The following is a 21,960-nucleotide window of genomic DNA, read 5'->3' as shown; positions in this document are numbered from 1 at the left end:
CGCGTCCGAGGGTCGCGGCGTCCGGAGGCCGCTTCCGTTTTCAATCGCCGTCTTCGCCGTCCCAGTAGTGTACGTCGTCGCCGGTCCGGTAGTACCCCGACAGCGACCGCTCCTCGCGGCCCCCCGGCGGCGAGCCCACGTACACGCCGAACTTCTCCGAGTCCGGGTACATGGTCACGTCGGGCTCGCGCATCGTCGAGACGACGAGGTAGCGCAGGGTCTCGTCGCCGTCGTTGACGACCCGGTGCGCGCCCGAGGCGTCGGCGGGGAACGCGGCGTACTCCCCCGGTCGAAGCGGGTGCGTCTCGTCGTCCAGCCGCAGCGTCCCCTCGCCCGCGAGGACGTACAGCGCCTCCTCGTTGGCCGCGTGGTAGTGGTACGGCCACGAGCGCTCCCCCGCCGGCAGCTCGTAGAGGCTACAGCCGAGGGCGTCGCCGCCCGCCGCCTCGGCCAGTTGCTTCCGCCGCCAGGCGGCGTCGTCCGCGTCGGGCGTCGTCCACGACAGGTCGTCCGCGTTGACTGGTGGCATGGACTACCGTTATGCGGGAACGGCAAAGTCGTTCGCGTCCCCGAGGGAGCGGCCGCCGCCCGGCCCTTCGGCCCGGCGCGGTCGGGAGCCGAAACCGCGAAGGCGGCGCGTCGCCACCCGACCGTATGGAGACGACTCGCCACTTCACGGCGACGACGTACATCGTCCACGACGGGGCGACCGCGCTTCACGACCACGAGCGGCTCGGAATCAAGCTCCCCCCAGGCGGCCACGTCGACCGCGACGAGCTCCCGCACGAGGCCGCGCGCCGCGAGGTCCGCGAGGAGACGGGGTTGACCCCGGAGCTCGTCGCGACGGAGTCACCGATTACCGGGCCGAACACCCGCGGGCTCCCGGAGCCCGCCCACCTCATGCTCCACGACATCAACGTCCACGAGGACGGGTCGGTGGGCCACCAGCACGTCGACCACCTCTACTACGCTCGCGTCGACTCCCGGCAGATCGCCCCCGACGGCGACGACGAGGTCGACCCGGCGCGCTGGCGCTGGTACACGCCCGCCGAGCTGGCGGCGAGCGACCTCCCGGACGACGTCGTCGACCTCGGCCGAGAGGCGATCGCCGCGGTCGACGAGCGCTGACCGGAACGGGCGGCCAGGTGCGCCGATCCCGGTCGGGGGAGACCGGCTCCGGGCGCGCCACCGCAGTCGACCGGTTCGAACCGCGATCCGCGGCGTCAGACGGCCGTCTCACGCTCCGGAAGGTATTTGGGTCGGTGTTGGCGACGTAAACGCAAGGATGGACGCACAGCGACGGGAGGCGATCGCCGAGTGGGACGACCGCTCGTTCTCCGACGGGTTCGCGGGGCTCGGCCGGATCGTCGACGACGGGTTCTCCGGCGCGGCGACCGACGGGACCGGGTGGATCTTCCTCGTCGACGGGCGCGTCGTCGGCGTGGTCGACGCCACGCTCGACGCCTTCGCCGACGCCTCCGGGACCGTCTACCGGGCCCCGGACGAAGCGCTCCCAGTGCTCTTCGCGATGCAGGAGCTGGACGGCGAGCCGCGAGCGAAGTACTACACCAAGGACACGCCCCTGCGAGAGGCGGACCAGAAGCTCTCACAGGGCGGGTTCACCGGCTACATCGAGCTGTCGGAGAACGTCCTCTCCGGCGACTACTACGTCGCCTACACGGGCGGCGAGTCGGTGGCGGCCGCGTACGTCGGCAACGCGAGGCGACTGGAGACGGGCGACGACGCGTTCGACCTCGCCGCCGACGAGGTCGGCATCTACACGGTATACGAGGTCGACCTCGACGTCCGCCCGCTCCCGGACGGCGACGACGCGGGCGTGTCGAGCGCCGCGGTCGGCCCCACCGACACCGCCGGTTCCGACGGCGCGGCCGACGCGGACGAGGAACCGACCGACGAGCCGGCGGACGGCGGGGGAGACGTCGAGCCGGAGCCGGACGGGGACGACGGCGGTCCGACGAGCGCCGTCGACCTCGACGCGAGCGCCGGCCCTGACGACGGGGCGGCCGCCGCGGGCCGAAGCGACGAGTCGGCGGGCGTCAACGCGAAATCGGCCGCGGACGACCGCGACGAGGTCGATCCGAGCGAAGGGGTCGGTGCGAGCGGCGACGCCGCCGGGGCCGACGGGCCGACGCCCGACGAGGTCCGGATCGGCGACGCCGAGTCGGCCGAGCGAGACACCGACGGTTCGGCCGTGACGGGCCGCGCGCGCCGGTCGTCGACCGGGTCCGACGGAGCGTCCGCTCCGGGGGCCGAAACCGGGGAACCGGGCGACGCGAACGCCGCCGACGCGAACGCCGCCGCCGACGCGCCGGACTCCGAGGACGTCTTCTCGGAGGAGGCCGAGTGGCGGGAACAGAAGTCGATCCCGGCGCTCGACCCCTCCGAGGCGGGCGGGGAGCCCCGGAGCGCCGAGGAGCGCCGCGAAGCCGCTTCGCAGCGCTCCCGCTCGGGCGACGACCGCGGCCGGGCGGAGCGGGGCGGGTCGAACGCGAACGGCGGGTCGCCGTCGCCGCGCTCCACCGAGACGGCGTCGGCGCCGTCTGCGGTGTCGAAGCGCGACGGGCGCGACGCGCGGGGCGACGCCGACCCCGATCGGGTCCGGAAGCTCGAGGCGGCCTTAGAGGAGACGGAGACGGAGCGGCAGTCGCTCGCGGACGAACGCGACCGCCTGGCGGCCGAGCGCGACGAGGTCGAGTCGGAGCGCGACGAGCTGGCCGACGAGGTCGAACGGCTCGAGTCCGAGGCCGAGGACCTCCGGGAGGAGCGCGACCGGCTCCGCCGCGAGCTCTCGAACGCGAAGGAGCGCCTCCCGGACGCGGAGCGGACGCTCACGGCCGCAGAGGCGCGCAACGGGACGAACCTGTTCATCAGGTACGACTCGAAGGAGGGCGCGACGCTGGCGGACGCCCACGAGGGGAGCGCCGACCGCGAGGCGCTCCGCGAGAACCTCCGGGTCGAGCACCACACGAGCTTCGAGACGGACGGCCTCGCGGTGGACGGCAGGCCGTTCGCGGAGTTCCTCGAGGACACCATCGAGTACGGCTTCACCCGCTGGCTCGTCGAGGACCTCCCGTTCGAGGTCCGCGGCACCGGCAACGAGGGGACGCTCCGCGACCTCTACGACGCCCTCCCGGAGATCGATCGCGCCGAGATCGGCGGGACGGTGTCGATCGAACTCCGCGAGGGCGGCGAGGAGGTGCGCGAGCAGCGGTCGTTCGACCTCGTGTTGCGCGACCGGATGGGCCACCCGCTGTTCGTCGCCGACCTGAACGACAGCCGGGATCCGACGCCCGAGGGAACCCTGGAGTCGCTCGTCGAGAACGGGCGCGACATCGCGGCGTCGAACGAGACGTTCGCCGGGGCGTTCGCGGTGACGGAGAGCTTCTTCGAGCCGGGCGCCTTAGAGACCGCGAGCGACGCGGTCGGCGGCGGCCTGTTCAGCCGGTCGAAGCGAGCGAGCTTCGTGAAGCTCTCGCGCAAGCAGGGGTACCACCTGTGTCTCGTCGAGGCGCGCGACGGCGGGTTCCACATGACGGTCCCGGACCTGTAACCGTCACGGGGCGCTGTCGGAGCGGCTACCGGGAGCGCAGAAACGCGGCAGATGCGCCGGCGGGCGAAATCGAAAGCGCGGTCAGTTCTCGAGTTCTGCGGCGTCGTCGATCCGCATGGAGCCGAGCTTCTCGACGGTCTCGTCGAGCTTCTCGTCGAGTTCGTCGACGAACTCGTGGGTGCGCTCCGTGGTGATCGCGCCCTGGCTGGACGGCTCGATGAGGTTCTCCTCCTCGAGGACGCGCAGCGAGTACCGGACCTTGTGGTGCGGGTAACCGGTCTCGTTCGACATCTTCACGATGCCGATCGGCTCGTTCTCGATGACCATCCGCAGGACTTGGAGGTGGCGTTCCAGCATGTCTACCTCCTTCTCTAATCGATCTATCATGGCACATGTTAACTCGTCATGCCCCCGTTTAAAAGTTGCTGTCGGCGGCCGGGGAGGCCTCGTCAGATCGCACGCTTTGACGTGGCAGTAGTTAACGTGTTCGATCGCGGCACGGCAGACGGAGAGCGTACGCACGGGATAGCGCGCGAGGGAGGCGTCCCGGAGCGATCTCGAGAGAATACACGAACGAGCGTATTCACAGTATCGGGCGTATTTTCTGATCCACGTCTGTGCCGGTCTCGCGGTCGGAGACCGTAATCGGTTTTACCCCCCGCGGGGAATCGGCAGGTCGTATGACACTCACCATCGTCGGCTCCCAGCTCGGCGACGAGGGCAAGGGCGCGCTCGTCGACCGGTGGGGAGGGGACGCGGACGTCGTAGTCCGTTATCAGGGCGGCGACAACGCCGGCCACACCGTCGTCGAAGGCGGCGCGGAGTACAAGCTCTCTCTCGTTCCCAGCGGCGCGGTCCGGGGGACCGTCGGCATCCTCGGCAACGGCTGCGTCGTCAACCCGCGCACGCTGTTCACCGAGATAGACGACCTGCGCGAGCGAGGGCTCGACCCCGACGTACGCGTCGCCCGCCGCGCGCACGTCATCATGCCGTACCACCGCGTGCTGGACGGGATCGAAGAGGAGGTCAAGGCCGACGACGACGCCGGCGACGAGGTCGGCACGACCGGGCGCGGCATCGGCCCGACGTACGAGGACAAGGCCGGCCGCCGCGGGATCCGGGTCGCGGACCTGCTCGACCCCGACGCGCTCCGCGAGAAGCTCGAGTACGCCGTGCCGCAGAAGCGCGCACTCGTCGAGGACGTGTACGGGCTCGACCTCGACGACGACCGCGCCGAGGCGTTCGACGTCGACGCGCTCCACGAGGAGTTCGCCGCGATCGGCGAGCGCCTCGCCGACGAGGGGATGACCGTCAACTGCTCCGACTACCTCCACCGCCGCCACGAGGCGGGCGACGCGATCGTGTTCGAGGGGGCGCAGGGGACCCACATCGACGTCGACCACGGCAACTACCCGTTCGTCACCTCCTCGAACCCGACGGCGGGCGCCGCGGCGGTCGGCTCCGGCGTCGGCGTCACGACCGTCGGCGACGGCGATGTCGTGGGCATCGTGAAGGCGTACCTCTCGCGCGTCGGCGAGGGGCCGCTCCCGACCGAGCTCGACGGCGACGCCGACGAGGAGGCGCTCGCCGACGAGATCCGCGAGAGGGGCGGCGAGTTCGGCACCGTCACCGGTCGCCCGCGCCGGATCGGCTGGCTCGATCTCCCGATGCTCCGGCACTCCGCGCGCGTCTCCGGCTTCACGGGCGTCGCGGTCAACCACGTCGACGTGCTGGCCGGGCTCGACGAGCTGAAGGTGTGTACGGGGTACGAGCTGGATGGAGAGACGCTCGACACCGTCCCCACCACCACCGACCGGTGGGAGCGCTGCGAGCCGATCTACGAGACGCTCGACACCTGGGAGGAGTTCGATTCCTCGGCGGTCGCAGAGGCGGGCTACGACGCGCTGCCCGAGGCCGCACGCGAGTACTTGGAGTTCCTCGCCGACGAGATCGACACCCCGGTCTACGCCGTCGGCGTCGGTCCCGACCGCGAGGAGACGGTCGAGCTGACGAACCCGTTCGACGAGTAGGGTCGCGCCGAGGGTTCCGGAGCCGACCGCGGCGTGCGGGCGAGTAGCGCGGACGGCGGACGCTTTTCACGGTCGAACGCGATCCCCCGGGCATGGCCGAGCCCTCCGCCGGTCCGTCAGCCGACGCGCCGCCGGCCCCGGAACCGATCGTCGAACGCACGTTCGCGCACCTCTCCCGGCTGCTCCCGCTCGCGCTCGTCCCGCTCGCGACCGCCCTGTTGAAGGTCAGCGACCTGTTCGCGGCGTCGCGGACGAACGGGATCTCGATCCGGGCGTCGTTCCCCGTCTACCGGTACGACCTCTGGAGCTTCATCGAGTCGCCGACCGGGGGCGGGCTGTCGGTGTCGCTCCCGTTCGGGACGCTGGAGCCGGTGCTGCTCTTCGTGCCGCTGCTCGGCGCGTACGTGATCGTGTCGGGCGCACTGAGCGCGGGTTACTTCGGCGCCATCGCCGAGGGCATCACCACCGGTCGATTCGACTTCGCCGCGGGCGTGCGGCGGTTCGGCGTCCGGATGATACTTCTGGAGGCGATCGTCATCGTCGCGCTGGCGGCGGTGTTCCTCCCGCTTCTCGTCGTTCCGCCGCTGTTCGTGGTCGCGATCCTCGCGGCGCTGGTGCTTTCGTACCTGTTCTTTCCGACTGCCTACGTCCTCGTGTTGGAGGACCGCGACATCCGGTCCGCGGCGCTCCGGGCGCGCGACCTCGTGGGAGAGCACAAGCCGATCGGCTTCTTCCTCTCCGTCGCGGTCGTCACGGCGCTCTGTTCGGTCCCGCTGAGCCTCCTGACACATGCGGGGCCTGCCGGCGCCCTGCTCGCAGCGGTCGTCGCCGCGCCGCTCGGCCTCGCGTTCAACGTCGCGACGGCGCTGAAGGTCGCCGAGATGGCCGACGTGGAGACGGTGGAATGAGTAACCGACGGGGTGAACCGGCCGCTCCTTACTGCGGGTCGACGCCGTTCAGGGCGGCGCGGTCCTCGTCGGTGAGCGTCAGGTCCGCCGCCGCGAGGTTGGATTCGAGGTGGTCGACGCTCGACGTGCCCGGGATCGGGAGCGTCACGTCGGAGTGGTCGAGGAGCCACGCGAGCGAGACCTGCTGCGGCGTCGCGTCCCGCCGCTCGGCGACCTCGTCGAGCACCTCGCCGGCGTCCTCGTCGTCGACCGCGTACATCGGTCCCCACGGGATGAAGCCGACCCCGTGGTCCTCGCAAGCGGCCAGCACGTCCTCGTCGTCGCGGTGGCCGACGTTGTAGCGGTTCTGGACCGTCGCGATGTCGACGATTTCCATGGCGGTCTCGAGCTGCTCGACGGTGACGTTCGAGAGGCCGACGTGGGCGATCTGCCCGGCGTCTTTCATCTCCGCGAACGCGTGGACGGACTCCTCGAAGTCGGTGTCCGGGTCCGGGCGGTGGTACTGATAGAGGCCGATCCTGTCGGTCCCCAGTCGGTCGAGGCTACACAGCACCTGGTTCTTCAGGAAGTCGGGGTCGCCGTGGGGGAGCCACTCGCCCTCGCGGTTGCGGAGCAGGCCGGCCTTCGAGGCGACGACCACGTCGTCGGGGTCGCCGAGCGCCTCGCCGATCAGCCGCTCGGAGACGCCCGGGCCGTAGGAGTCGGCGGTGTCGACGAAGTCGACGCCGAGGTCGACCGCGCGCCGGAGTACGTCCTTCGCGTCCGCCTCGTCGTCGGGGCGACCGATGATGTCCTCGCCCGTGATCCGCATCGCGCCGAATCCAAGGCGGTTGACAGTCAGCTCACCGCCGATCTCGAACGTCTCGCTCCCGCTGGTGGTGTTCGAAGCCATGGGCGAACGAACTCGCGCCACGCGGAAAGCCGTGGGGATGGCGGAAGGAGGCGGGGAGGAGCGGGGCGGAACGCGTTCAGGGAGGGAGGTGTCGGTCGTACACGTTCCGACGGTGACCGACGGCCTCGACGCGAATGACGTCGTCGTTGCGGTCCCATGCGACGATGGCACGGTAGTCGCCGGCTCGGAGCTTGTAGTACGGATACCCAGAAAGGGGTTCCAACCGGTGTTCGGTCCATTCGGTCGCCTCGTCGACTTTGTTCATGATTCGATCGGCGGCCTGCGGATCGAGGGATTCGAGGTGAGAAAGCGCCTGCTCCGTGTACTCGACCTCAGCCATCGAGACCCAACCGCTCGCGGGCTTCTTCGGCCGACACCGTCTCGTCGCGCTCCGTCTGTTCGCGGCTCTCTGCCAGATCAGACAGCGTCTCCTCGGAGAGCGTCACCGACGGATCGACCCAGTCGCGCAGCGCGTCGCGGATCGCTTCGGACTTGTTCGCGTACCCCCGCCGTTCCCACTCCTCGTCGATACGATCGAGCAGGGACTTCGGAACCCGGACGTTGATCTTCTCCATCCGGTCGTCGCCCGCGTCTGCGTCGGCGCTCATGTCGTGTGATACAGCGGTACTACTGAAAAGGGTTCGGGGCGCACGCACCGAACGCCCCGCCGCTCGCCCGTGTTGCGCCCGTCGCTACTCATAAACCGTCCCCGCGTAATCGTAAAGTATGGACGCCGAGCGCGAGGTACTCGACGTGTTGGCGCGGAACGCCCGCGAGGACATCGACGACATCGCGGCCCAGACGGGCCTCGACGCGGACGCGGTAGCGGACGCGATCGACGCGCTGGAGGCGGACGGCGTGGTCCACGGCTACCAGGCCGTCGTCGACTGGGACCGCGTCGAGGAGGGGAAGATCCGCGCGGTCGTCGAGATCAACGTCGAACTCGACCGCGAGACGGGGTACGAGCAGGTGGCGGACCGGATCGCGAAGTTCCCCGCGGTCGACGCCTTACACCTCGTCTCCGGCGACTACGACTTCGCCGTCGAGGTGCTCGGGGAGAACATGCAGGAGGTCTCCGAGTTCATCTCCGAGCAGGTCGCGCCGATGTCGGAGGTCACGCAGACCGTGACTCACTACATCATGGAGACGTACAAGGACGGCGGGATCCGGTTCGAGGACGGCGACGACGACGACCGCCTCTCCGTGTCGCCATGAGGCTGTCGGACCGCGCGCGCACCCTCCCCGAGTCCGGGATCCGGAAGTTCTTCGAGCTCGCGGAGGCGCGCGACGACGTCATCTCCCTCGGGGTCGGGGAGCCGGACTTCTCGGCGCCGTGGGCCGCCCGCACCGCCGCGATCGACTCGCTGGAACGCGGGAAGACCTCCTACACGTCGAACCGCGGGATGGCCGCGCTCCGCGAGCGGATCGCCGACCACCACGAGCGCTACGACCAGTCGTACGACTCGGAGTCGGAGGTGCTCGTCACGACCGGCGCGAGCGAAGCGGTCGACCTCGCGTTCCGCGCCTTGGTCGACCCCGGCGACACCGTCGCGGTCCACGAGCCGACGTACATCTCCTACGGGCCGGGGATCGAACTGGCGGGCGGCGAGCGGCTGACGGTCCCCACGCGCGCCGCGGACGACTTCGCGCTCACGCGGGAGTCGCTGGAGGCGGCCGGGGCGGCCGAGGCGGACCTGCTCGTCCTCTGTTACCCGAACAACCCGACCGGCGCGACGATGACCGACGAGGAGCTGGCCGAGGTCGCGGCGTTCTGCCGCGACGAGGACCTCCGCGTGGTCGCGGACGAGATCTACGCGGCCCTCACCTACGGCGCCGACCACAGCTCGATCGCCACCCAGCCGGGAATGCGCGAGCGCACGGTCGTCGTCAACGGCTTCTCGAAGGCGTACGCGATGACGGGGCTCCGACTGGGCTACNTCAGAGATGTGTATAAGAGACAGACGGGGCTCCGACTGGGCTACGCGCTGGGCCCCGCGGAGGCGATCGACGCGATGAACCGGATCCACCAGTACACGATGCTGTCGGCGCCGACGACCCCGCAGTACGCGGCGATCGAGGCCCTGGACCGCTGCGACGACGAGGTGACGGAGATGGTCGAGGAGTACAACCGCCGCCGGCGGCTGGTCGTCTCCCGGTTCAACGAGATGGGCCTCGACACGTTCGAGCCGGGCGGCGCGTTCTACGCGTTCCCCGAGTGCGGCGGCGACGACGAGGCGTTCGCCGAGGAGCTGCTGGAGGCGGAGGGGGTCGCGGTCGTCCCCGGCTCCGTCTTCGGCGAGGGCGGCGAGGGACATCTCCGCGTCTCGTACGCGACCTCGATGCGCGAGCTGAAGGAGGCGACCGACCGGATCGCGTCGTTCGTAGCGGATCGATGACCGAGTTCGTCGGGAGACGATGATCGACAGAATCTGGCACGGGTGGACGACGCCGGCGAACGCGGACGAGTACGAGCGGCTGCTCAGAGCGGAGGTCCTCCCCTCGTTCGCTGACGCGGACAACGACGGCTACCGAGGCGCGAGACTGCTCCGCCGCGAGGCCGGCGGCGACGACGAGGAGGTCGAGTTCGTCACGATCCTCCGGTTCGACTCAACTGAGTCGGTGAAAGCGTTCGCGGGCGAGGAGTACCGGGAGGCGCACGTTCCGCCCGCGGCCCGCGAGGTGCTCGAACGGTACGACGACCGCGCGCGACACTACGAGGTTCGCGAGGAGCGCGGGTACCCGGCGGACGGCTCGTAAACGAACAACTCCTCGCGAATTGTTCGGCGTTCGCCAACGATTATCACGTTCGATCCGGATCGACGAGGTATGGAGTTCCAGCTCACGGACGAACAGAAGCAGCTGCGCGAGGAGGTACGGAAGTTCGCCGACGAGGAGATCCGACCGGTCGCCACCGAGTACGACGTCGACGAGGCGTACCCCCACGAGGTGATGGACAAGGCGGCCGACATGGGGCTGCTCGCGCCGCACGTCCCGGTCGAGTACGGCGGGATCGGCTACTCCTCGCTGGAGAACGCGATCCTCACCGAGGAGCTGTTCGCGGCCGACCCCGGGATCGGGCTCTGTATCTCCAGCGCCGGCTTCGGCGCGGAGGCGCTGATGGAGTTCGGCACGGAGGAACAGAAGGAGCGCGTCCTCCCCGAGGTGACCGCGGGCGACGCGGTGATGGGCTCGGCCATCTCGGAGCCGCAGGCCGGCTCGGACGTGACCTCGGTCGCGACGCGCGCCGAGAAGGACGGCGACGAGTGGGTGATCAACGGCTCGAAGATGTGGATCACGAACGGCACCGTCGCCGACTACTTCGTCGTCGTCTGCGAGACGGACCCGGAGATCGACGACCGCTACTCCGGCTACTCGCAGATCCTCGTCGAGGCCGACCGCGACGGGCTCACCCGCGACAAGATCACCGGGAAACTCGGGATCCGCGCGAGCGACACCGCGGAGCTGCGCTTCGACGACGTGCGGGTGCCCGAGGAGAACCTCGTCGGGCAGCGCGGGATGGGCTTTCTCCAGCTCATGCAGTTCTTCGACGAGACCCGGACCGCGGTCGCCGCGCAGGGCGTCGGCATCGCCCGCGGCGCCGCCGAGCGCGCGCTGGAGTACGCCGAGGAGCGCGAGCAGTTCGACCGCCCGATCAGCGACTTCCAGGCGATCAAACACAAGCTCGCGGAGATGCACACGAACACCGAGGCCGCCCGCTGGCTCACCTACCGGTCCGCGTGGGCCGTCGACAACGAGTCGGGCGACCTGACCGCGCTGGCGTCGATGGCCAAGGAGTTCGCCTCGCGGACCGCGGTCGAGGTCGCCGACGAGGCGGTCCAGGTCCACGGCGGCGCCGGCTTCGTCAACGACCACGACGTCGAGCGGCTCTACCGCGACGCGAAGATCACCCAGATCTACGAGGGGACCACGGAGATCCAGAAGAACATCGTGGCCCGCGAGCTGCTCGACGAGGGGATGTGAGACGCGGGAGCCGGTCCTCGGCCGTCCGCAACCGGTACGTAAAAATCACCAGGGAGCGTAGATTTCCGGCATGAGCGACCACGCGGGCGCCGAGCCGGGCGACGGGGCGGACGCCGAGCCGGGCGACGGTCCCATCTTCGACGCGGACGATGAGGTGGACCCGGAAGAGCGCCTCAAGCGCCAGCGGGACGACCTCCGGCTGTTGAACCAGGTGATGCGCCACGACATCCGGAACGACCTCCAGCTCGTCGGCGCGTACGCCGAGCTGCTCGACGACCACGTCGACGAGGAGGGGGAAGAGTACCTGGACGTGATCAAGCGCAACACCCAGAGCGCCGTCTCGCTCACCACCACGGTCCGCGACCTCGCCGAGGTGATGCTCCGCGAGGACGCCGAGCCGAGCCGCGTCGCGCTCGATCGGGTCCTCTCGCAGCAGGTCGAAGAGATCCGGTCGGGGTACTCGGAGGCCGTCTTCACGGTCGAGGGGTCGTACCCCGAGGCGGAGGTCGTCGGCGACGAGATGCTGAGTTCCGTGTTCCGGAACCTCCTGCGGAACGCGGTCCAGCACAACGACGAGACCCCGCCGAAGGTGACCGTATCCGCGACCGTCGAGGAGGCCGAGGGCGTCGCCGAGGTGCGGATCGCCGACAACGGACCGGGGATCCCCGAAGACCAGCGCGACGAGGTGTTCGGGAAGGGGGAGAAGGGGCTCGACAGCCCGGGTGCGGGGATCGGACTGTACCTGGTCCGGTCGCTCGTCGAGATCTACGGCGGCGACGTGTGGGTCGAGGACAACGAGCCGAAGGGCGCGGTCTTCGTCGTCCAGCTGCCGCTGTGCGAGGGGTAACACTTACAGACGCGACGGCGATCGCTTATAAGGAACAACACGGTGGCGCGTGCCTGCGAGGCCGCCCCGCGGCCGAGCCGCGAGGGACCGAAGGTCCCTCTGGAAGCCGGCGCGTAGCGCCGGCGACAGCACCGCGCGAGGGAGTCAGTCGCCGGAGCGAAGCGACGGCGACTGACGAGGCTGGGGAGGTGTGAGGTGCGGTTGCGGTGCGGGGCGGGTGGGGCTTTGGCGGCGTTCACCGCCGATCCGCCGGTACCTGTTTATAAACAAGCGACTGGATCTTTGGAGGGATTCACCGCCGAGTCACTGACAACGAATTATCAGCGAGCAGCTGGAGATTCGGAACTCGTCTTTGCGTCGTTGATCGCTTATATATGCTTGATACCAGTGCCCGAGATCACCTTATAAATGCCGTCTCCCGACGTGTTCGGCGAACCGAGTTATTCGTCGTACTCCATCGCGACCGAGTTGATGCAAAAGCGCTTGCCGGTCGGCTCGGGGCCGTCGTCGAACACGTGGCCGAGGTGCGAGTCGCAGTTCGCGCACCGGACCTCGGTGCGGCGCATCCCGTGGCTGGTGTCCACCGTCGTGGTCACCGACTCCTCCTCGGCGGCGTAGAAGGCGGGCCACCCGCAGCCGGACTCGAACTTCGTCTCGGCCTCGAAGAGGACGGTGCCACAGGCCCGACAGCGGTATTCCCCGTCGTCGGGGTGGTGGTCGACGTACTCGCCGGAGAACTTCGCCTCCGTGCCGCTCTCGCGCAGCACGCGGTACTCCTCCTCGGAGAGCCGCTCGCGCCACTCCTCGTCGGTCAGCTCGCTCGGATCGGACTCGCCGGTCTCGCTCATACCACCGATACGGGTCCCACGGGCAAGGGGGTTGCGGCGGTCACAAGCCGTATTCGGGTGGGAGCCGAATCGCACTCATGGCGCGCGAAGTCACGCACGAGGAGCGAGGCCCGGCGGTTCTCGACGACGACGACAAGGGCGACGACGGCCTCATCTACGTCTGTCAGTGCGGCCTCTCGGACACGAAGCCGCTCTGTGACGGCTCGCACAACGCGACGACCGACGAGGCGGACGGCGTCGTTTATAAGTACCCGAACGACGAGGCCGAGGCGGAACGGCGCGAGATCGACGAGATCGTCTACGCCGACGAGTAGCCGCGTCTCGTCCGCCCCTTAGAGGACGCCCATCTCCCCGAGCCGCTCGGGGAGGTAGGTGTCCGTGACGAAGTCCAGCCCGCGGCTCGCGAGCGACTGCTGTTCCGACTTCTTCCCGATGTCGAGCTGGAGCTCGATCTGTTCTTCCCAGTAGTCCGTCTGGAAGCGGGGGTCCTCCAGCTCCGATTCGAGGGCGTTGATGTCCGAGTCCGAGAGCGGGTCCGAGGGGAGGTCGTACTCGACGATGTCCTCCGGCTGGATCCCGATGAACCGCGCCTCGGGGGTCGCGAGGTACTTCGAGAGGTGCGCCGACTTGATCGAGCCGTACGCCACGGAGCCGTAGATCCGGTAGGACCACGGGTCGCCGTCAGTGAACACCACCACGGGGAGGTCGAGCTCGTCGCGGAAGCGCTTCGTGAGCCGCCGCGTCGCGCGCGCCGGCTGCCCGCCGAGGTGGACGACGAGGGCGTCGTGCGCCTCGTCGAAGCCGTTCTCGACGAGCCGGTCGCGCATGCCGCCGGTCTCCACGCAGAGGACGAACTCCGCGTCGTTGTCGAGGAACTCGATGGTGTCGGGGTTGTTGGGGATCTGGTAGCCGCCCTGCCCCACGTCGAGCTGGCAGTGGATCTCGCGGTCGCCGCGGTTGGTCTGCTCGCGGATCTCCAGCGGCCCCATCACCTTCGCGCCCGACTCCTCCGGGCGCATGTGGAAGTCCTCGCGGGTGACGCCCGTGACGATCTCGAGGTCCTCGACGAGGTCGTTCGACTCGTCCTGGCTCTTGAACTGCGCCTCGTCGTTGTCCCACGACTCCGAGAGGTAGTACAGCTCACGCAGCGTCGACGAGCGGTCGTCGTCGAGCTGGTTCGCGAGGAACTCGATCGTGTAGGCGGCCTTCAGCAGCTTGCGCGCGCCGCGCACCGAGTTGGCACTGCGCGTCGAGGTGCGGTCGCCGTACGTCCAGACGCCGCTCGCCTCGTCGTACTCGATGTTGCTCTTCGTCCGCGTCGGGAGCGTCATCTCCGGGATCTTCCCGGCCGCGAACTGGTCGTAGAAGTCCGCCGCCAGGTCGATCAGCTCGTCTCGTGCGTCGCTTTCGGTCGTCATTTAATCGTTCACCGTGAGTTTCTCGGTCTCCACGCCGCCGACGCTGACCTCGAACTCGGGGTCGCCGTCGACCGCGTACGTCAGTTCCCGCTCGTCGCCCGAGGGCACCTCGGGCTTCCACTGGACGAACCACTCGCCGTCCATGTCCACCACCGTCCCGTCGGAGAGGTCGGTCGGCTCCGTCGACACGATGTCCGTGATGTCCAGCTCCTCGTTCACGTCCGAGTGGTTCTCGACGACGAGCGTCACGGAGCCGTCGGTCACCTCGCGCTCGACGCTGACGTTGTTCATGATCCGCGCGAGCGCGCCGCTGATGTCGGGGCGCGACCGGCCCGTGACCTCCGAGACCTTGTCCGCCATCTCGGGAAGGATCCGGCCGAGCACGTCCTGCTTCTCCCGGCGTTGTTGCATCGAGCGCCGCTTGTTGAGGAACGACTTCAGCTCGCGGGCGGCCTCCCGCACCGCGAGCTCGATCTCGTCTTCGATCTCCGGGACGTTCGCGAGCGCGTCCTTCGACTCGCTCGTGAACGGGACGTTCGTGGAGGCGACGTGGATCGATATCACCGCCGGCCCGTTCGGCATCCCCGAGCCGCCGGGCTGGTCGAGCCCGTAGTTGCGCCAGCCGATGTTCTTGATCACGTCCGTCGTCGCGCAGGCGCCGCGCTGGTAGACGAGCGGGACGCGGTTCGCGAACCGGAGCAGCTCGACCGACCCGTCGGCGGGGATCTCGCCGCCGTAAGCGATGCCGGCCTCCACGATGAACGGGTCGCCGCCGTGGACCTCGGCGTCGCGGGTCGCGGCCGCGTAGAAGTCGGCGTCGTACTCCTTGCGGAGCCCGGCCTCGACCAGCTCCGCCGTGATCGGCGCGAGGCAGTCGGTCGGCGGCGCGAGGATGTCCGTCGTCCGCATCGCGTCGAGCAGGTCGGCGGCGGCGTCGCGGTCGCCCGCGATCGCCTTCACCTTCGGCGGGTCGTCCGGCACCGTCACCGCCCGCGACCAGAACGCCTCGACGACGTTCCCGCGGGCGGTCTCGCCGAACGTCGCGTCGCGCTGCTCGGCGACGAACGAGGCCGCGTCCGCGACGAGGCGTTCGAGGTCGTCGCGCGTGATCCGGAACGCGTCGCCGTCGAGGTTCTCGAAGCGCCGCGCGAGCGCCTCGGCCATCGCCTGAACCGCCTCGTCGTCCTTCCGGGTCGACGTCGCCTCGTCGACGAGCGCGTAGGCGTCGGGGACGAGCGGCGACTCCTCGACCTCGTCGGCTCCCTCGCCGCCCTCGCCGGAATCGGCGGCCTCGTCCGCTCGGCCGAGCCCCGTGACTGCCCGCCACGCGGCGTCGACCGCGTTCTCGCGGACGGTCCCGCCGAACGTCTTCCCGGTGTCGTCCTCGACGGTCTCCGCGGCGTTGTCGACGATCGCCGCGAGCTGGGACCGGGTGACCCGGTCGTGGTTCCCTACCGCCTCGGCGACGCCGTCCGCGAAGGCGGACGTCGCCTCGGCGCCCTTGTTCGCGACCGCGTCCGCGACCGCGCTCGCCACGTCGCGGTCGTCGTGTTCGCGCGGCGGCGACCAGGCGAGCTCGCGGCCGTAGTAGACGTCGCGGAAGTTGTCGATCACGCTGTCGGCGGTCTTCTTGCCGACCCGCGTGAACTCCTCCTGGAGGAACCCGGAGACCGAGTACGACTCGGTCGCCTCCAGCATCTTGATCAGCGTGCCGAGCTCGACGCCGTGCGGGTGCGGGCGGATCTCCTCCGTCTCCGCCGGCAGCTCGTCGGTCGCCCGCTCGAACTTCAGCGGCTCGTCGAGCCCCGGCTCGCGCAGTTCGAGCCGCGCGTGGGGGTTGACGACCGCGGTGTGTTTCACGTAGTCGTGGAGCTGCTGGCGGGCGCGCATGTTCGCCTCCATCTCCAGCTCGATCCGGGTGCCGTGCGGGCGGTCCCACGTCGTCTCCTCGTCCGCCTGGATCTCCGGCTCGTTGGTGTCCGTGTCGATGATGAGCTCGAAGTACTGCGCCCGCGACTGTCCCTTCGGGCGCGAGGTGATCTTCGCGGGCTGTCCGGAGGTGAGCTGGGAGTACAGCACGGCCGCCGAGATACCGATTCCCTGCTGTCCGCGAGACTGCTCGCGGGCGTGGAACCGGCTGCCGTACAGAAGCTTTCCGAACACCTTCGGAAGCTGTTCTTTCGTGATCCCCGGCCCGTTGTCCTCGATGACGAGCCGGTAGTAGTCGCCCACCTCCTCGATCTCGATGTAGATGTCGGGGAGGTAGCCGGCCTCCTCGGTCGCGTCGAGGGCGTTGTCGACCGCCTCCTTGACGGCGGTGACGAGCCCGCGGGCGCCCGAGTCGAACCCGAGCATGTGTTTGTTCTTCTCGAAGAACTCGGCGATGGAGATCTCGCGCTGGCCCTCGGCCAGCTCCTCCGCGATCCCCTCCTCGTCGCCGATCGTCGACTGGAAGGACGTCATTCGGTACCCGTTCTTTCCCCCGAGGCACCTAAAAACGCACCGGCGGCGCGGTGAAAGTGGATCTCGGCGTCAGACGGAGTCTCGCCCGGGTGTGTGGGTCGCTCTCGCGGAGAGGGTGTCAGGCGGCGCACGAACCGCTCGCCCCGACCTCTCAGCGCCTCGCGCGTCGTTACATTGAAATAATTTAAATTTATTTAGTAGTGTGGCACGGTAGCGTGACACTCGATTACGACCGTGCCGGGAGGGAGCACACAGATGACCGATGACGAGGCGAACGGGGGGGCGAATCGAGCGCGAAACACGACTCGATCGCGGGAAGCGAACCGGCGGGCGGTGCTCCGGGGCGCGGCCGCGGCCGGCGCCGCCGTCGTCTGGGGGTCGGGATCGGTCGCCGGCAGACCCGGAGGAGGACGGGGGAACGGGCCGGGCGGAGCTCCCGGAGGCGGGTTCCCGCCGAAGGGGATCACGAGCTACGGACGGAGCGTCGACCTCGGGAGCGGGTCGGTCAGGACGTTCACGACGGAGACGCCGTCGGGCGAGCCGAAGTACCACGGGGTCGAGTTCGACCGGGCGGCGCTGGAGGGGTTACCGGACGCGGGGGACCTCAAGGACGCCGACAACCGCGACGAGGACGACAAGTACCAGGCGGGCGGGCAGGCGACGGAGGTCCACTTCAAGCAGTCGCTCCAGTTCTTCGTGCCGTTCCCGGACGCGGAGCTGACGCCGTTCACGTTCCTGGGGCTCAACTGGAACCCGGGCGGCCACTTCGGCGGGGCGGGCGCGTGGCTGAAGCCGCACTTCGACGTCCACTTCCACATGCTCGACCCGGCGAGGGTCGACGCCGTCGAGGGGCCGCGACTTCCGCCGTACGACACCGGGAACGAGGAGTACGAGCCCGATAGTCCGGCTCCGGACCCTGACGGGGAGGTGACGGAGACGAACTTCGATTACGACCAGCTTCCCGAGGGGTACGCGCGGTCGCCCGAGCCGGTTGCCGACCAGCGGTACATCACCGACATGGGCGAACACACGGCTCCCGCGGACGCGCCGGAACTCCCGGACGGCCCGGGCGAGCCAGGGACCCCGGAAGCGTTCGATAACACTCTCATCCAGGGGTTCGTCGGCGACGCCGAAACGTCGCGGCTCGCGTTCGTCGAGCCGATGATCACCCGGGAGTTCCTCCGGGAGTTCGACGGCAACGAGACGTACGAGGTCCCGCAGCCGCAGGCGTACCCGCACGACCGGCAGCACCCGACCGAGTACGGGGTCCGCGACGTGGCGTCGAAGGACGCGGTCACCGTCGTACTCGGGGGGTTCGAGCAGGTCTGATCCGACGGCAACGGCCTCGTTCCGGGACCGATTTTTCGGATCACCGGTTCGGGCGCCGACAGGTTTCTCCCCCTGACGCTCCTTCCGTACCACATGGCAGACTGGACGACCGACGAGATGCCGCGATTGAACGGGAAGACGGTCGTCGTCACGGGGGCGAACAGCGGGCTCGGCTTCGAGGGAACCCGCGCGTTCGCCGCCCGGGGCGCAACCGTCGTGATGGCGTGCCGGAGCGTCGACCGCGCCGAGGACGCGGCCGACGAGATCCGCGCCGACGCCGGCGGCGAGGTCGACGGTGACCTCGACGTCCGCGAGTGCGACCTCGCCTCGCTCGACTCCGTGAAAGCGTTCGCCGAGGAACTCGCCGCCGACTACGACGGAGTCGACGTCCTCTGTAACAACGCCGGCGTGATGGCGATCCCGCGGAGCGAGACGGCGGACGGGTTCGAGACGCAGTTCGGCGTCAACCACCTCGGCCACTTCGCGCTCACGGGCCGGCTGTTCGACCTCCTCGACGCGGCGGATGGGATCGGGGGCGACGCCCGCGTCGTCACGCAGTCGTCGGGCGCCCACGAGCAGGGCGAGATGGACTTCGCCGACCTCAACTGGGAGGCGTCGTACGGCAAGTGGAAGGCGTACGGGCGCAGCAAGCTCGCGAACCTCCTGTTCGCCTACGAGCTTCAGCGGCGCCTCGACGCGGCGAGCGGCGAGACGGACGAGGCCGACGGTCCGGGGATCCGCAGCGTCGCCTGCCACCCCGGCTACACCGACACGAACCTCCAAATGCGGACGGCGGCGGAGAGCGGGAACCCGATCATGAAGGTCGGCATGAAGGCCGCGAACGCGGTGCTGGGACAGGCCCCCGAGATCGGCGTCGAGCCGATGCTGTTCGCGGCGACGACCGACGTCGACGGCGGCGCCTACGTCGAGCCCGGCGGCCTCATGAACATGCGGGGGCACCCGACCGTCGGGCGGTCGAACGACGCCTCCTACGACCGCGACGACGCCCGGAAGCTCTGGGAGTACTCGACCGAGGCGACCGGCGTCGAGTACCCGCTGTGAGCGGCGCGACACACGGGTTCCGTGTGTGAACCACCCCCGCGCTTCACAGGAATGGCGCGTCGGACGAGCACGTGGTCTGCGAGAAGGCGACGCCGCCGTCCGGGTTGAAGCGGACTAGGACGCCGATATCGTACGGGTCCTCGTCGGAACAGTCCGGTCGGTAGTGGTAGTGACGCGAACTCCGGGCGCTCCGGTCTTCGACCTCGATCCGGTACGGCCGGTCCGAGACGATGTCCTCGTCGGTCCACGGGTCGTCCGACCCCGTGTCCGGCGGGACCTCGACGCTGTTTCGGTAGGCGAGCGCCTCGCTCCGCTCCGTGACGTTCGGTCGGAAGAACCGCACGTCGAGGTCGACGGCGGCGTCTCGCGCGTTACTCACGGAGAGGTCTAGCTTCGGGCGCGGAGCCGGGACCGCCGAACACCCCGCGAGGGCCGCGAGCGCGCCCGCCGCCCCGGCTCGGAGGAATCGTCTGCGAGAGACCATGTCACGCGCGTCTCACCGGACCGACTTGAAAATCCGGCTTCCGGCGCCGTCTCGGTCGGAGCGCCCGCTCCGAGGCCCGACCGCACCGAGATCCGCCCGCGATACGGCGTCGGTCCGTCGGACGCGTTAATGGAGCGTCCCCTCCCGGACGTGCGCGTCGTGCGCGAACAGCGCGTACCCCACGTCGACCGCGCGGGAGCCGGTCCGGTCGGCGATCTCGCGGAGAGGCCCGATCATCGCGACGTAGTCGGCGGCGTCGAAGCTCTCCTTCCGACCGTCGAGGTAGCCGAGCCGCTCTAAGGACGCCCAGACGCGAGTGTCGACGACCGCGTGGCGGTCGCCGTCGAGCGCGGCCAGCACGCACGAGGCGGTCGGCGCCTTGAAGCCGGCGAGCCCGGTGAGCAGGTGGATCGTCGAGAAGTCGCCGTCGACGGCGCGCGCGTTGCGCGTCACCTCCCGACACCGAGCCTCGGGGTTCTTCTCGACGTGATACGCGCTCCGCGTGGACGACTCGTAGGCGATCTCGTACAGCTGATCGCGCGTCAGGTGGCCCTGCGACCGGTAGCGTTCGCCGAACTCCTCCAGCCGCTCGGGGAGGACGCCCTGCGTCTCGGCGTAGCGATCGAGGTTCTCGGCGACGAACGCCTCGAGGTCGCGCGCGTCGGCGCCGGGAACGGCGTCGTCGTCGAGAACGTCGTCGGCGGCGTCGGAATCGTCTGCCTCCATGCGTGCCGATCCCGGCTCCGCGACCAAAACGACGGCGCCGTCGCTCGCGGTGATAATATACGCGGAACGCGTTTCGAGAGCTATCCGAGTTCGCCGGTAGCGGATGCCGCGACCGAGCTACAGCCGAGTGAGGTTCGTCGCGCGCGGACCCTTGTCCGCCTCCTCGATCTCGAACTCTACCTCCTGTCCCTCTTCGAGGTCCGGGCCGCCGACGTCTTCCATGTGGAAGAACACGTCCTCGTCAGCGTCGTCAGTCTCGATGAATCCGTAGCCGCCGGTGTCGTTGAAGAAGTCGACCTTGCCTGTCGCCATCGCACCCTAACAGTCTCCCGACGTGGTGATAAGTGTTGCGTGCCGGGGCTGATCGCCGCCACGTGCGCTCTCTCGGGCGTGTTCGCCGCTCGCGAAGGGATTCTCGGTGCTGGACCGAGCGCGTGCGACCGACGAGGCCGCGCGCTCACTCGCGGACCGTGACCTCGTCGCCGACGCGGAGCGTCTGGCCGCGGTCGCGCTCGGCTATCCGCGCGATGGTCATCACGGTGTAGTAGTGGTCGAACGCGTCCTCGTCGGCCCACTCGGGGAACGTCTCCTCCCGCCGCCGGACGAACCGCTCGCGGAACTCCGGCGTCGGCTCGCCGGTGTCGGGGTCGCGCTCGGGGACGACGCACCGACCGCAGGGCGTCACGCCCTCGACGCGGACGCCGGCTATCTCGAACGCCGGCGACCCCTCGCCGACGAACCGGTCCTCCCAGAACGCCGGGACGCCCGAGACCTCGACGTTCGCCCGGAGACGGCGACGTGCCCCCTCGACGGTCATCCCGTCGAACCACGAGGCGACCGCCTCCAGCGTCGCCGTGCTGACGACGGAGGGGCCCATCTCGCGGCGGTCGACGAACCCGAGCGACTCGTCGCGCCGGAACCGTAGGTCCGCGTCGAAGAAGTCGCCGAACCACTCGGCGGCGCGGGCGGGCTCCCCGTCCAGGTCGAACCGTCGGACGGTCCCGTCGGGCGTCTCGACTCGGAGCGTGCCCGACTCGGCGTCGAAGCCGGTCGCGAGGTCGTGGACCCGGTCGGTCCGCTTCCCGTTGACGACGTCGCCGTCGGCGTCGAACAGCGCGAACTCGCGGTCCCGTTTCAGCGTCCCGCCGTCGAGGACCCGGACGCCCTCGACGTCGACCCCGTCTAACCCCTTCACCGGATACACCCTGAGTCGCTCCAAACGGGCCATGTCGTGGGTACGAGGCGCCGCTTCCTATAGTCTTTCTTCGGCGCGTTCCGGTGACTCGGGCCGGGGGCTCGGATCGCGGACGGAGACGAGGTGGTCCGACCGATTTCGCGCCCGTCGTTTTTCCGTCGAAGGACCCGGGACCGAGATCGCTTTCGATCCGAAGATACCGACGG

The 21,960-nt window shown here is 69.5% G+C and carries 24 protein-coding genes; 12 read left to right on the top strand and 12 right to left on the bottom strand.

Annotated elements, in window-relative coordinates; all coding sequences use genetic code 11:
* Nucleotides 1-40: 40 nt before the first annotated feature.
* Nucleotides 41-529, bottom strand: coding sequence for a cupin domain-containing protein (locus tag C470_RS01980; RefSeq protein ID WP_008364878.1), 489 nt, complete (start codon nt 527-529; stop codon nt 41-43).
* A gap of 125 nt (nt 530-654) precedes the next feature.
* On the opposite strand from C470_RS01980, the gene C470_RS01975 reads away from it, so the two are divergent.
* Nucleotides 655-1,128 (top strand): NUDIX hydrolase, encoded by a 474-nt coding sequence (locus tag C470_RS01975; RefSeq protein WP_004595840.1) that lies wholly within the window; start codon nt 655-657, stop codon nt 1,126-1,128.
* A 157-nt stretch (nt 1,129-1,285) separates the two neighbouring features.
* The gene (locus C470_RS01970) at nt 1,286-3,571 is read left to right on the top strand and encodes a DUF7527 domain-containing protein (RefSeq protein WP_008364875.1); all 2,286 of its coding nucleotides are present in this window, start codon (nt 1,286-1,288) and stop codon (nt 3,569-3,571) included.
* A gap of 81 nt (nt 3,572-3,652) precedes the next feature.
* Here C470_RS01970 and C470_RS01965 read toward each other — a convergent pair whose 3' ends face one another.
* Nucleotides 3,653-3,958, bottom strand: a complete 306-nt coding sequence (locus C470_RS01965; protein ID WP_004595838.1) for a hypothetical protein — start codon at nt 3,956-3,958, stop codon at nt 3,653-3,655.
* A gap of 293 nt (nt 3,959-4,251) precedes the next feature.
* Between C470_RS01965 and C470_RS01960 the strand changes: the two genes are divergently transcribed.
* Nucleotides 4,252-5,601, top strand: coding sequence for an adenylosuccinate synthase (locus tag C470_RS01960; protein ID WP_007344579.1), 1,350 nt, complete (start codon nt 4,252-4,254; stop codon nt 5,599-5,601).
* Between the two features lie 92 nt (nt 5,602-5,693).
* A complete protein-coding gene (locus C470_RS01955) occupies nt 5,694-6,509 on the top strand; it encodes a hypothetical protein (protein WP_008364871.1) in 816 nt (271 codons plus the stop codon).
* 28 nt (nt 6,510-6,537) lie between these two features.
* Here C470_RS01955 and C470_RS01950 read toward each other — a convergent pair whose 3' ends face one another.
* From C470_RS01950 to C470_RS01940, 3 genes are all read right to left on the bottom strand, one after another.
* On the bottom strand, nt 6,538-7,401 hold the full coding sequence (locus C470_RS01950) for an aldo/keto reductase (protein ID WP_008364870.1): 864 nt from the start codon (nt 7,399-7,401) through the stop codon (nt 6,538-6,540).
* A gap of 76 nt (nt 7,402-7,477) precedes the next feature.
* On the bottom strand, nt 7,478-7,741 hold the full coding sequence (locus C470_RS01945; protein ID WP_008364868.1) for a type II toxin-antitoxin system RelE family toxin: 264 nt from the start codon (nt 7,739-7,741) through the stop codon (nt 7,478-7,480).
* Nucleotides 7,734-8,009 (bottom strand): ribbon-helix-helix domain-containing protein, encoded by a 276-nt coding sequence (locus C470_RS01940; RefSeq protein ID WP_008364866.1) that lies wholly within the window; start codon nt 8,007-8,009, stop codon nt 7,734-7,736. The genes C470_RS01945 and C470_RS01940 overlap by 8 nt, the downstream gene beginning before the upstream one ends.
* 118 nt (nt 8,010-8,127) lie before the next feature.
* Here C470_RS01940 and C470_RS01935 point away from each other — a divergent pair, with 118 nt between their 5' ends.
* From C470_RS01935 to C470_RS01915, 5 genes are all read left to right on the top strand, one after another.
* Nucleotides 8,128-8,616: an Lrp/AsnC family transcriptional regulator gene (locus C470_RS01935; RefSeq protein ID WP_008364864.1), complete on the top strand. Its 489-nt coding sequence runs from the start codon at nt 8,128-8,130 to the stop codon at nt 8,614-8,616.
* Nucleotides 8,613-9,797, top strand: a complete 1,185-nt coding sequence (locus tag C470_RS01930; protein WP_008364863.1) for a pyridoxal phosphate-dependent aminotransferase — start codon at nt 8,613-8,615, stop codon at nt 9,795-9,797. Before C470_RS01935 ends, C470_RS01930 begins: the two co-directional genes overlap by 4 nt.
* A 19-nt stretch (nt 9,798-9,816) precedes the next feature.
* Nucleotides 9,817-10,158 carry a hypothetical protein gene (locus C470_RS01925; RefSeq protein WP_008364861.1) on the top strand — a complete coding sequence of 114 codons (342 nt, stop codon included), beginning with the start codon at nt 9,817-9,819 and terminating at the stop codon, nt 10,156-10,158.
* A 69-nt stretch (nt 10,159-10,227) separates the two neighbouring features.
* Nucleotides 10,228-11,382 (top strand): acyl-CoA dehydrogenase family protein, encoded by a 1,155-nt coding sequence (locus C470_RS01920; protein ID WP_008364860.1) that lies wholly within the window; start codon nt 10,228-10,230, stop codon nt 11,380-11,382.
* Between the two features lie 70 nt (nt 11,383-11,452).
* Nucleotides 11,453-12,229 carry a sensor histidine kinase gene (locus C470_RS01915; protein WP_008364858.1) on the top strand — a complete coding sequence of 259 codons (777 nt, stop codon included), beginning with the start codon at nt 11,453-11,455 and terminating at the stop codon, nt 12,227-12,229.
* 440 nt (nt 12,230-12,669) lie between these two features.
* On the opposite strand, the gene msrB is transcribed toward C470_RS01915, so the two are convergent.
* On the bottom strand, nt 12,670-13,077 hold the full coding sequence (gene msrB, locus C470_RS01910; protein WP_008364856.1) for a peptide-methionine (R)-S-oxide reductase MsrB: 408 nt from the start codon (nt 13,075-13,077) through the stop codon (nt 12,670-12,672).
* Between the two features lie 77 nt (nt 13,078-13,154).
* Between msrB and C470_RS01905 the strand changes: the two genes are divergently transcribed.
* Nucleotides 13,155-13,391 (top strand): CDGSH iron-sulfur domain-containing protein, encoded by a 237-nt coding sequence (locus C470_RS01905; protein WP_004595828.1) that lies wholly within the window; start codon nt 13,155-13,157, stop codon nt 13,389-13,391.
* Between the two features lie 18 nt (nt 13,392-13,409).
* On the opposite strand, the gene C470_RS01900 is transcribed toward C470_RS01905, so the two are convergent.
* Nucleotides 13,410-14,495: a DNA topoisomerase IV subunit A gene (locus C470_RS01900; protein ID WP_004595827.1), complete on the bottom strand. Its 1,086-nt coding sequence runs from the start codon at nt 14,493-14,495 to the stop codon at nt 13,410-13,412.
* Entirely contained in the window at nt 14,496-16,958 is a 2,463-nt protein-coding gene (locus C470_RS01895) for a DNA topoisomerase VI subunit B (RefSeq protein WP_004595826.1), read from the bottom strand.
* Between the two features lie 255 nt (nt 16,959-17,213).
* Between C470_RS01895 and C470_RS01890 the strand changes: the two genes are divergently transcribed.
* Nucleotides 17,214-18,287 carry a hypothetical protein gene (locus tag C470_RS01890; RefSeq protein WP_008364854.1) on the top strand — a complete coding sequence of 358 codons (1,074 nt, stop codon included), beginning with the start codon at nt 17,214-17,216 and terminating at the stop codon, nt 18,285-18,287.
* 93 nt (nt 18,288-18,380) lie between these two features.
* The gene (locus tag C470_RS01885) at nt 18,381-19,349 is read left to right on the top strand and encodes an oxidoreductase (RefSeq protein ID WP_008364851.1); all 969 of its coding nucleotides are present in this window, start codon (nt 18,381-18,383) and stop codon (nt 19,347-19,349) included.
* Nucleotides 19,350-19,392: 43 nt separating this feature from the next.
* Here the strand turns inward: C470_RS01885 and C470_RS01880 are convergent, their stop codons facing one another.
* The 4 genes from C470_RS01880 to C470_RS01865 form a co-directional block, all read right to left on the bottom strand.
* Complete coding sequence (locus C470_RS01880; protein ID WP_049908528.1) at nt 19,393-19,728, bottom strand: hypothetical protein; 336 nt, start codon at nt 19,726-19,728, stop codon at nt 19,393-19,395.
* A 231-nt stretch (nt 19,729-19,959) separates the two neighbouring features.
* Nucleotides 19,960-20,559 carry a hypothetical protein gene (locus tag C470_RS01875; RefSeq protein ID WP_008364847.1) on the bottom strand — a complete coding sequence of 200 codons (600 nt, stop codon included), beginning with the start codon at nt 20,557-20,559 and terminating at the stop codon, nt 19,960-19,962.
* A 117-nt stretch (nt 20,560-20,676) separates the two neighbouring features.
* Nucleotides 20,677-20,871, bottom strand: coding sequence for a cold-shock protein (locus C470_RS01870; RefSeq protein ID WP_004045866.1), 195 nt, complete (start codon nt 20,869-20,871; stop codon nt 20,677-20,679).
* 145 nt (nt 20,872-21,016) lie between these two features.
* A complete protein-coding gene (locus C470_RS01865) occupies nt 21,017-21,787 on the bottom strand; it encodes an MOSC domain-containing protein (RefSeq protein ID WP_049908512.1) in 771 nt (256 codons plus the stop codon).
* Nucleotides 21,788-21,960 lie beyond the last annotated feature (173 nt).

Source organism: Halorubrum distributum JCM 13561 (assembly GCF_000337395.1).
In the GTDB taxonomy this organism is placed as follows: domain Archaea; phylum Halobacteriota; class Halobacteria; order Halobacteriales; family Haloferacaceae; genus Halorubrum; species Halorubrum distributum.
The sequence above is the reverse complement of the archived record's forward strand: the minus strand, read 5'-3'. Positions and strand labels throughout refer to the sequence as shown.

What these genes read in the sequence shown, in the direction of transcription:
- C470_RS01980 (WP_008364878.1), bottom strand. Translation starts at nt 529, where the DNA reads ATGCCACCAGTCAACGCGGACGACCTGTCGTGGACGACGCCCGACGCG.
- C470_RS01975 (WP_004595840.1), top strand. Translation starts at nt 655, where the DNA reads ATGGAGACGACTCGCCACTTCACGGCGACGACGTACATCGTCCACGAC.
- C470_RS01970 (WP_008364875.1), top strand. Translation starts at nt 1,286, where the DNA reads ATGGACGCACAGCGACGGGAGGCGATCGCCGAGTGGGACGACCGCTCG.
- C470_RS01965 (WP_004595838.1), bottom strand. Translation starts at nt 3,958, where the DNA reads ATGATAGATCGATTAGAGAAGGAGGTAGACATGCTGGAACGCCACCTC.
- C470_RS01960 (WP_007344579.1), top strand. Translation starts at nt 4,252, where the DNA reads ATGACACTCACCATCGTCGGCTCCCAGCTCGGCGACGAGGGCAAGGGC.
- C470_RS01955 (WP_008364871.1), top strand. Translation starts at nt 5,694, where the DNA reads ATGGCCGAGCCCTCCGCCGGTCCGTCAGCCGACGCGCCGCCGGCCCCG.
- C470_RS01950 (WP_008364870.1), bottom strand. Translation starts at nt 7,401, where the DNA reads ATGGCTTCGAACACCACCAGCGGGAGCGAGACGTTCGAGATCGGCGGT.
- C470_RS01945 (WP_008364868.1), bottom strand. Translation starts at nt 7,741, where the DNA reads ATGGCTGAGGTCGAGTACACGGAGCAGGCGCTTTCTCACCTCGAATCC.
- C470_RS01940 (WP_008364866.1), bottom strand. Translation starts at nt 8,009, where the DNA reads ATGAGCGCCGACGCAGACGCGGGCGACGACCGGATGGAGAAGATCAAC.
- C470_RS01935 (WP_008364864.1), top strand. Translation starts at nt 8,128, where the DNA reads ATGGACGCCGAGCGCGAGGTACTCGACGTGTTGGCGCGGAACGCCCGC.
- C470_RS01925 (WP_008364861.1), top strand. Translation starts at nt 9,817, where the DNA reads ATGATCGACAGAATCTGGCACGGGTGGACGACGCCGGCGAACGCGGAC.
- C470_RS01920 (WP_008364860.1), top strand. Translation starts at nt 10,228, where the DNA reads ATGGAGTTCCAGCTCACGGACGAACAGAAGCAGCTGCGCGAGGAGGTA.
- C470_RS01915 (WP_008364858.1), top strand. Translation starts at nt 11,453, where the DNA reads ATGAGCGACCACGCGGGCGCCGAGCCGGGCGACGGGGCGGACGCCGAG.
- msrB (WP_008364856.1), bottom strand. Translation starts at nt 13,077, where the DNA reads ATGAGCGAGACCGGCGAGTCCGATCCGAGCGAGCTGACCGACGAGGAG.
- C470_RS01905 (WP_004595828.1), top strand. Translation starts at nt 13,155, where the DNA reads ATGGCGCGCGAAGTCACGCACGAGGAGCGAGGCCCGGCGGTTCTCGAC.
- C470_RS01900 (WP_004595827.1), bottom strand. Translation starts at nt 14,495, where the DNA reads ATGACGACCGAAAGCGACGCACGAGACGAGCTGATCGACCTGGCGGCG.
- C470_RS01895 (WP_004595826.1), bottom strand. Translation starts at nt 16,958, where the DNA reads ATGACGTCCTTCCAGTCGACGATCGGCGACGAGGAGGGGATCGCGGAG.
- C470_RS01890 (WP_008364854.1), top strand. Translation starts at nt 17,214, where the DNA reads ATGACCGATGACGAGGCGAACGGGGGGGCGAATCGAGCGCGAAACACG.
- C470_RS01885 (WP_008364851.1), top strand. Translation starts at nt 18,381, where the DNA reads ATGGCAGACTGGACGACCGACGAGATGCCGCGATTGAACGGGAAGACG.
- C470_RS01875 (WP_008364847.1), bottom strand. Translation starts at nt 20,559, where the DNA reads ATGGAGGCAGACGATTCCGACGCCGCCGACGACGTTCTCGACGACGAC.
- C470_RS01870 (WP_004045866.1), bottom strand. Translation starts at nt 20,871, where the DNA reads ATGGCGACAGGCAAGGTCGACTTCTTCAACGACACCGGCGGCTACGGA.
- C470_RS01865 (WP_049908512.1), bottom strand. Translation starts at nt 21,787, where the DNA reads ATGGCCCGTTTGGAGCGACTCAGGGTGTATCCGGTGAAGGGGTTAGAC.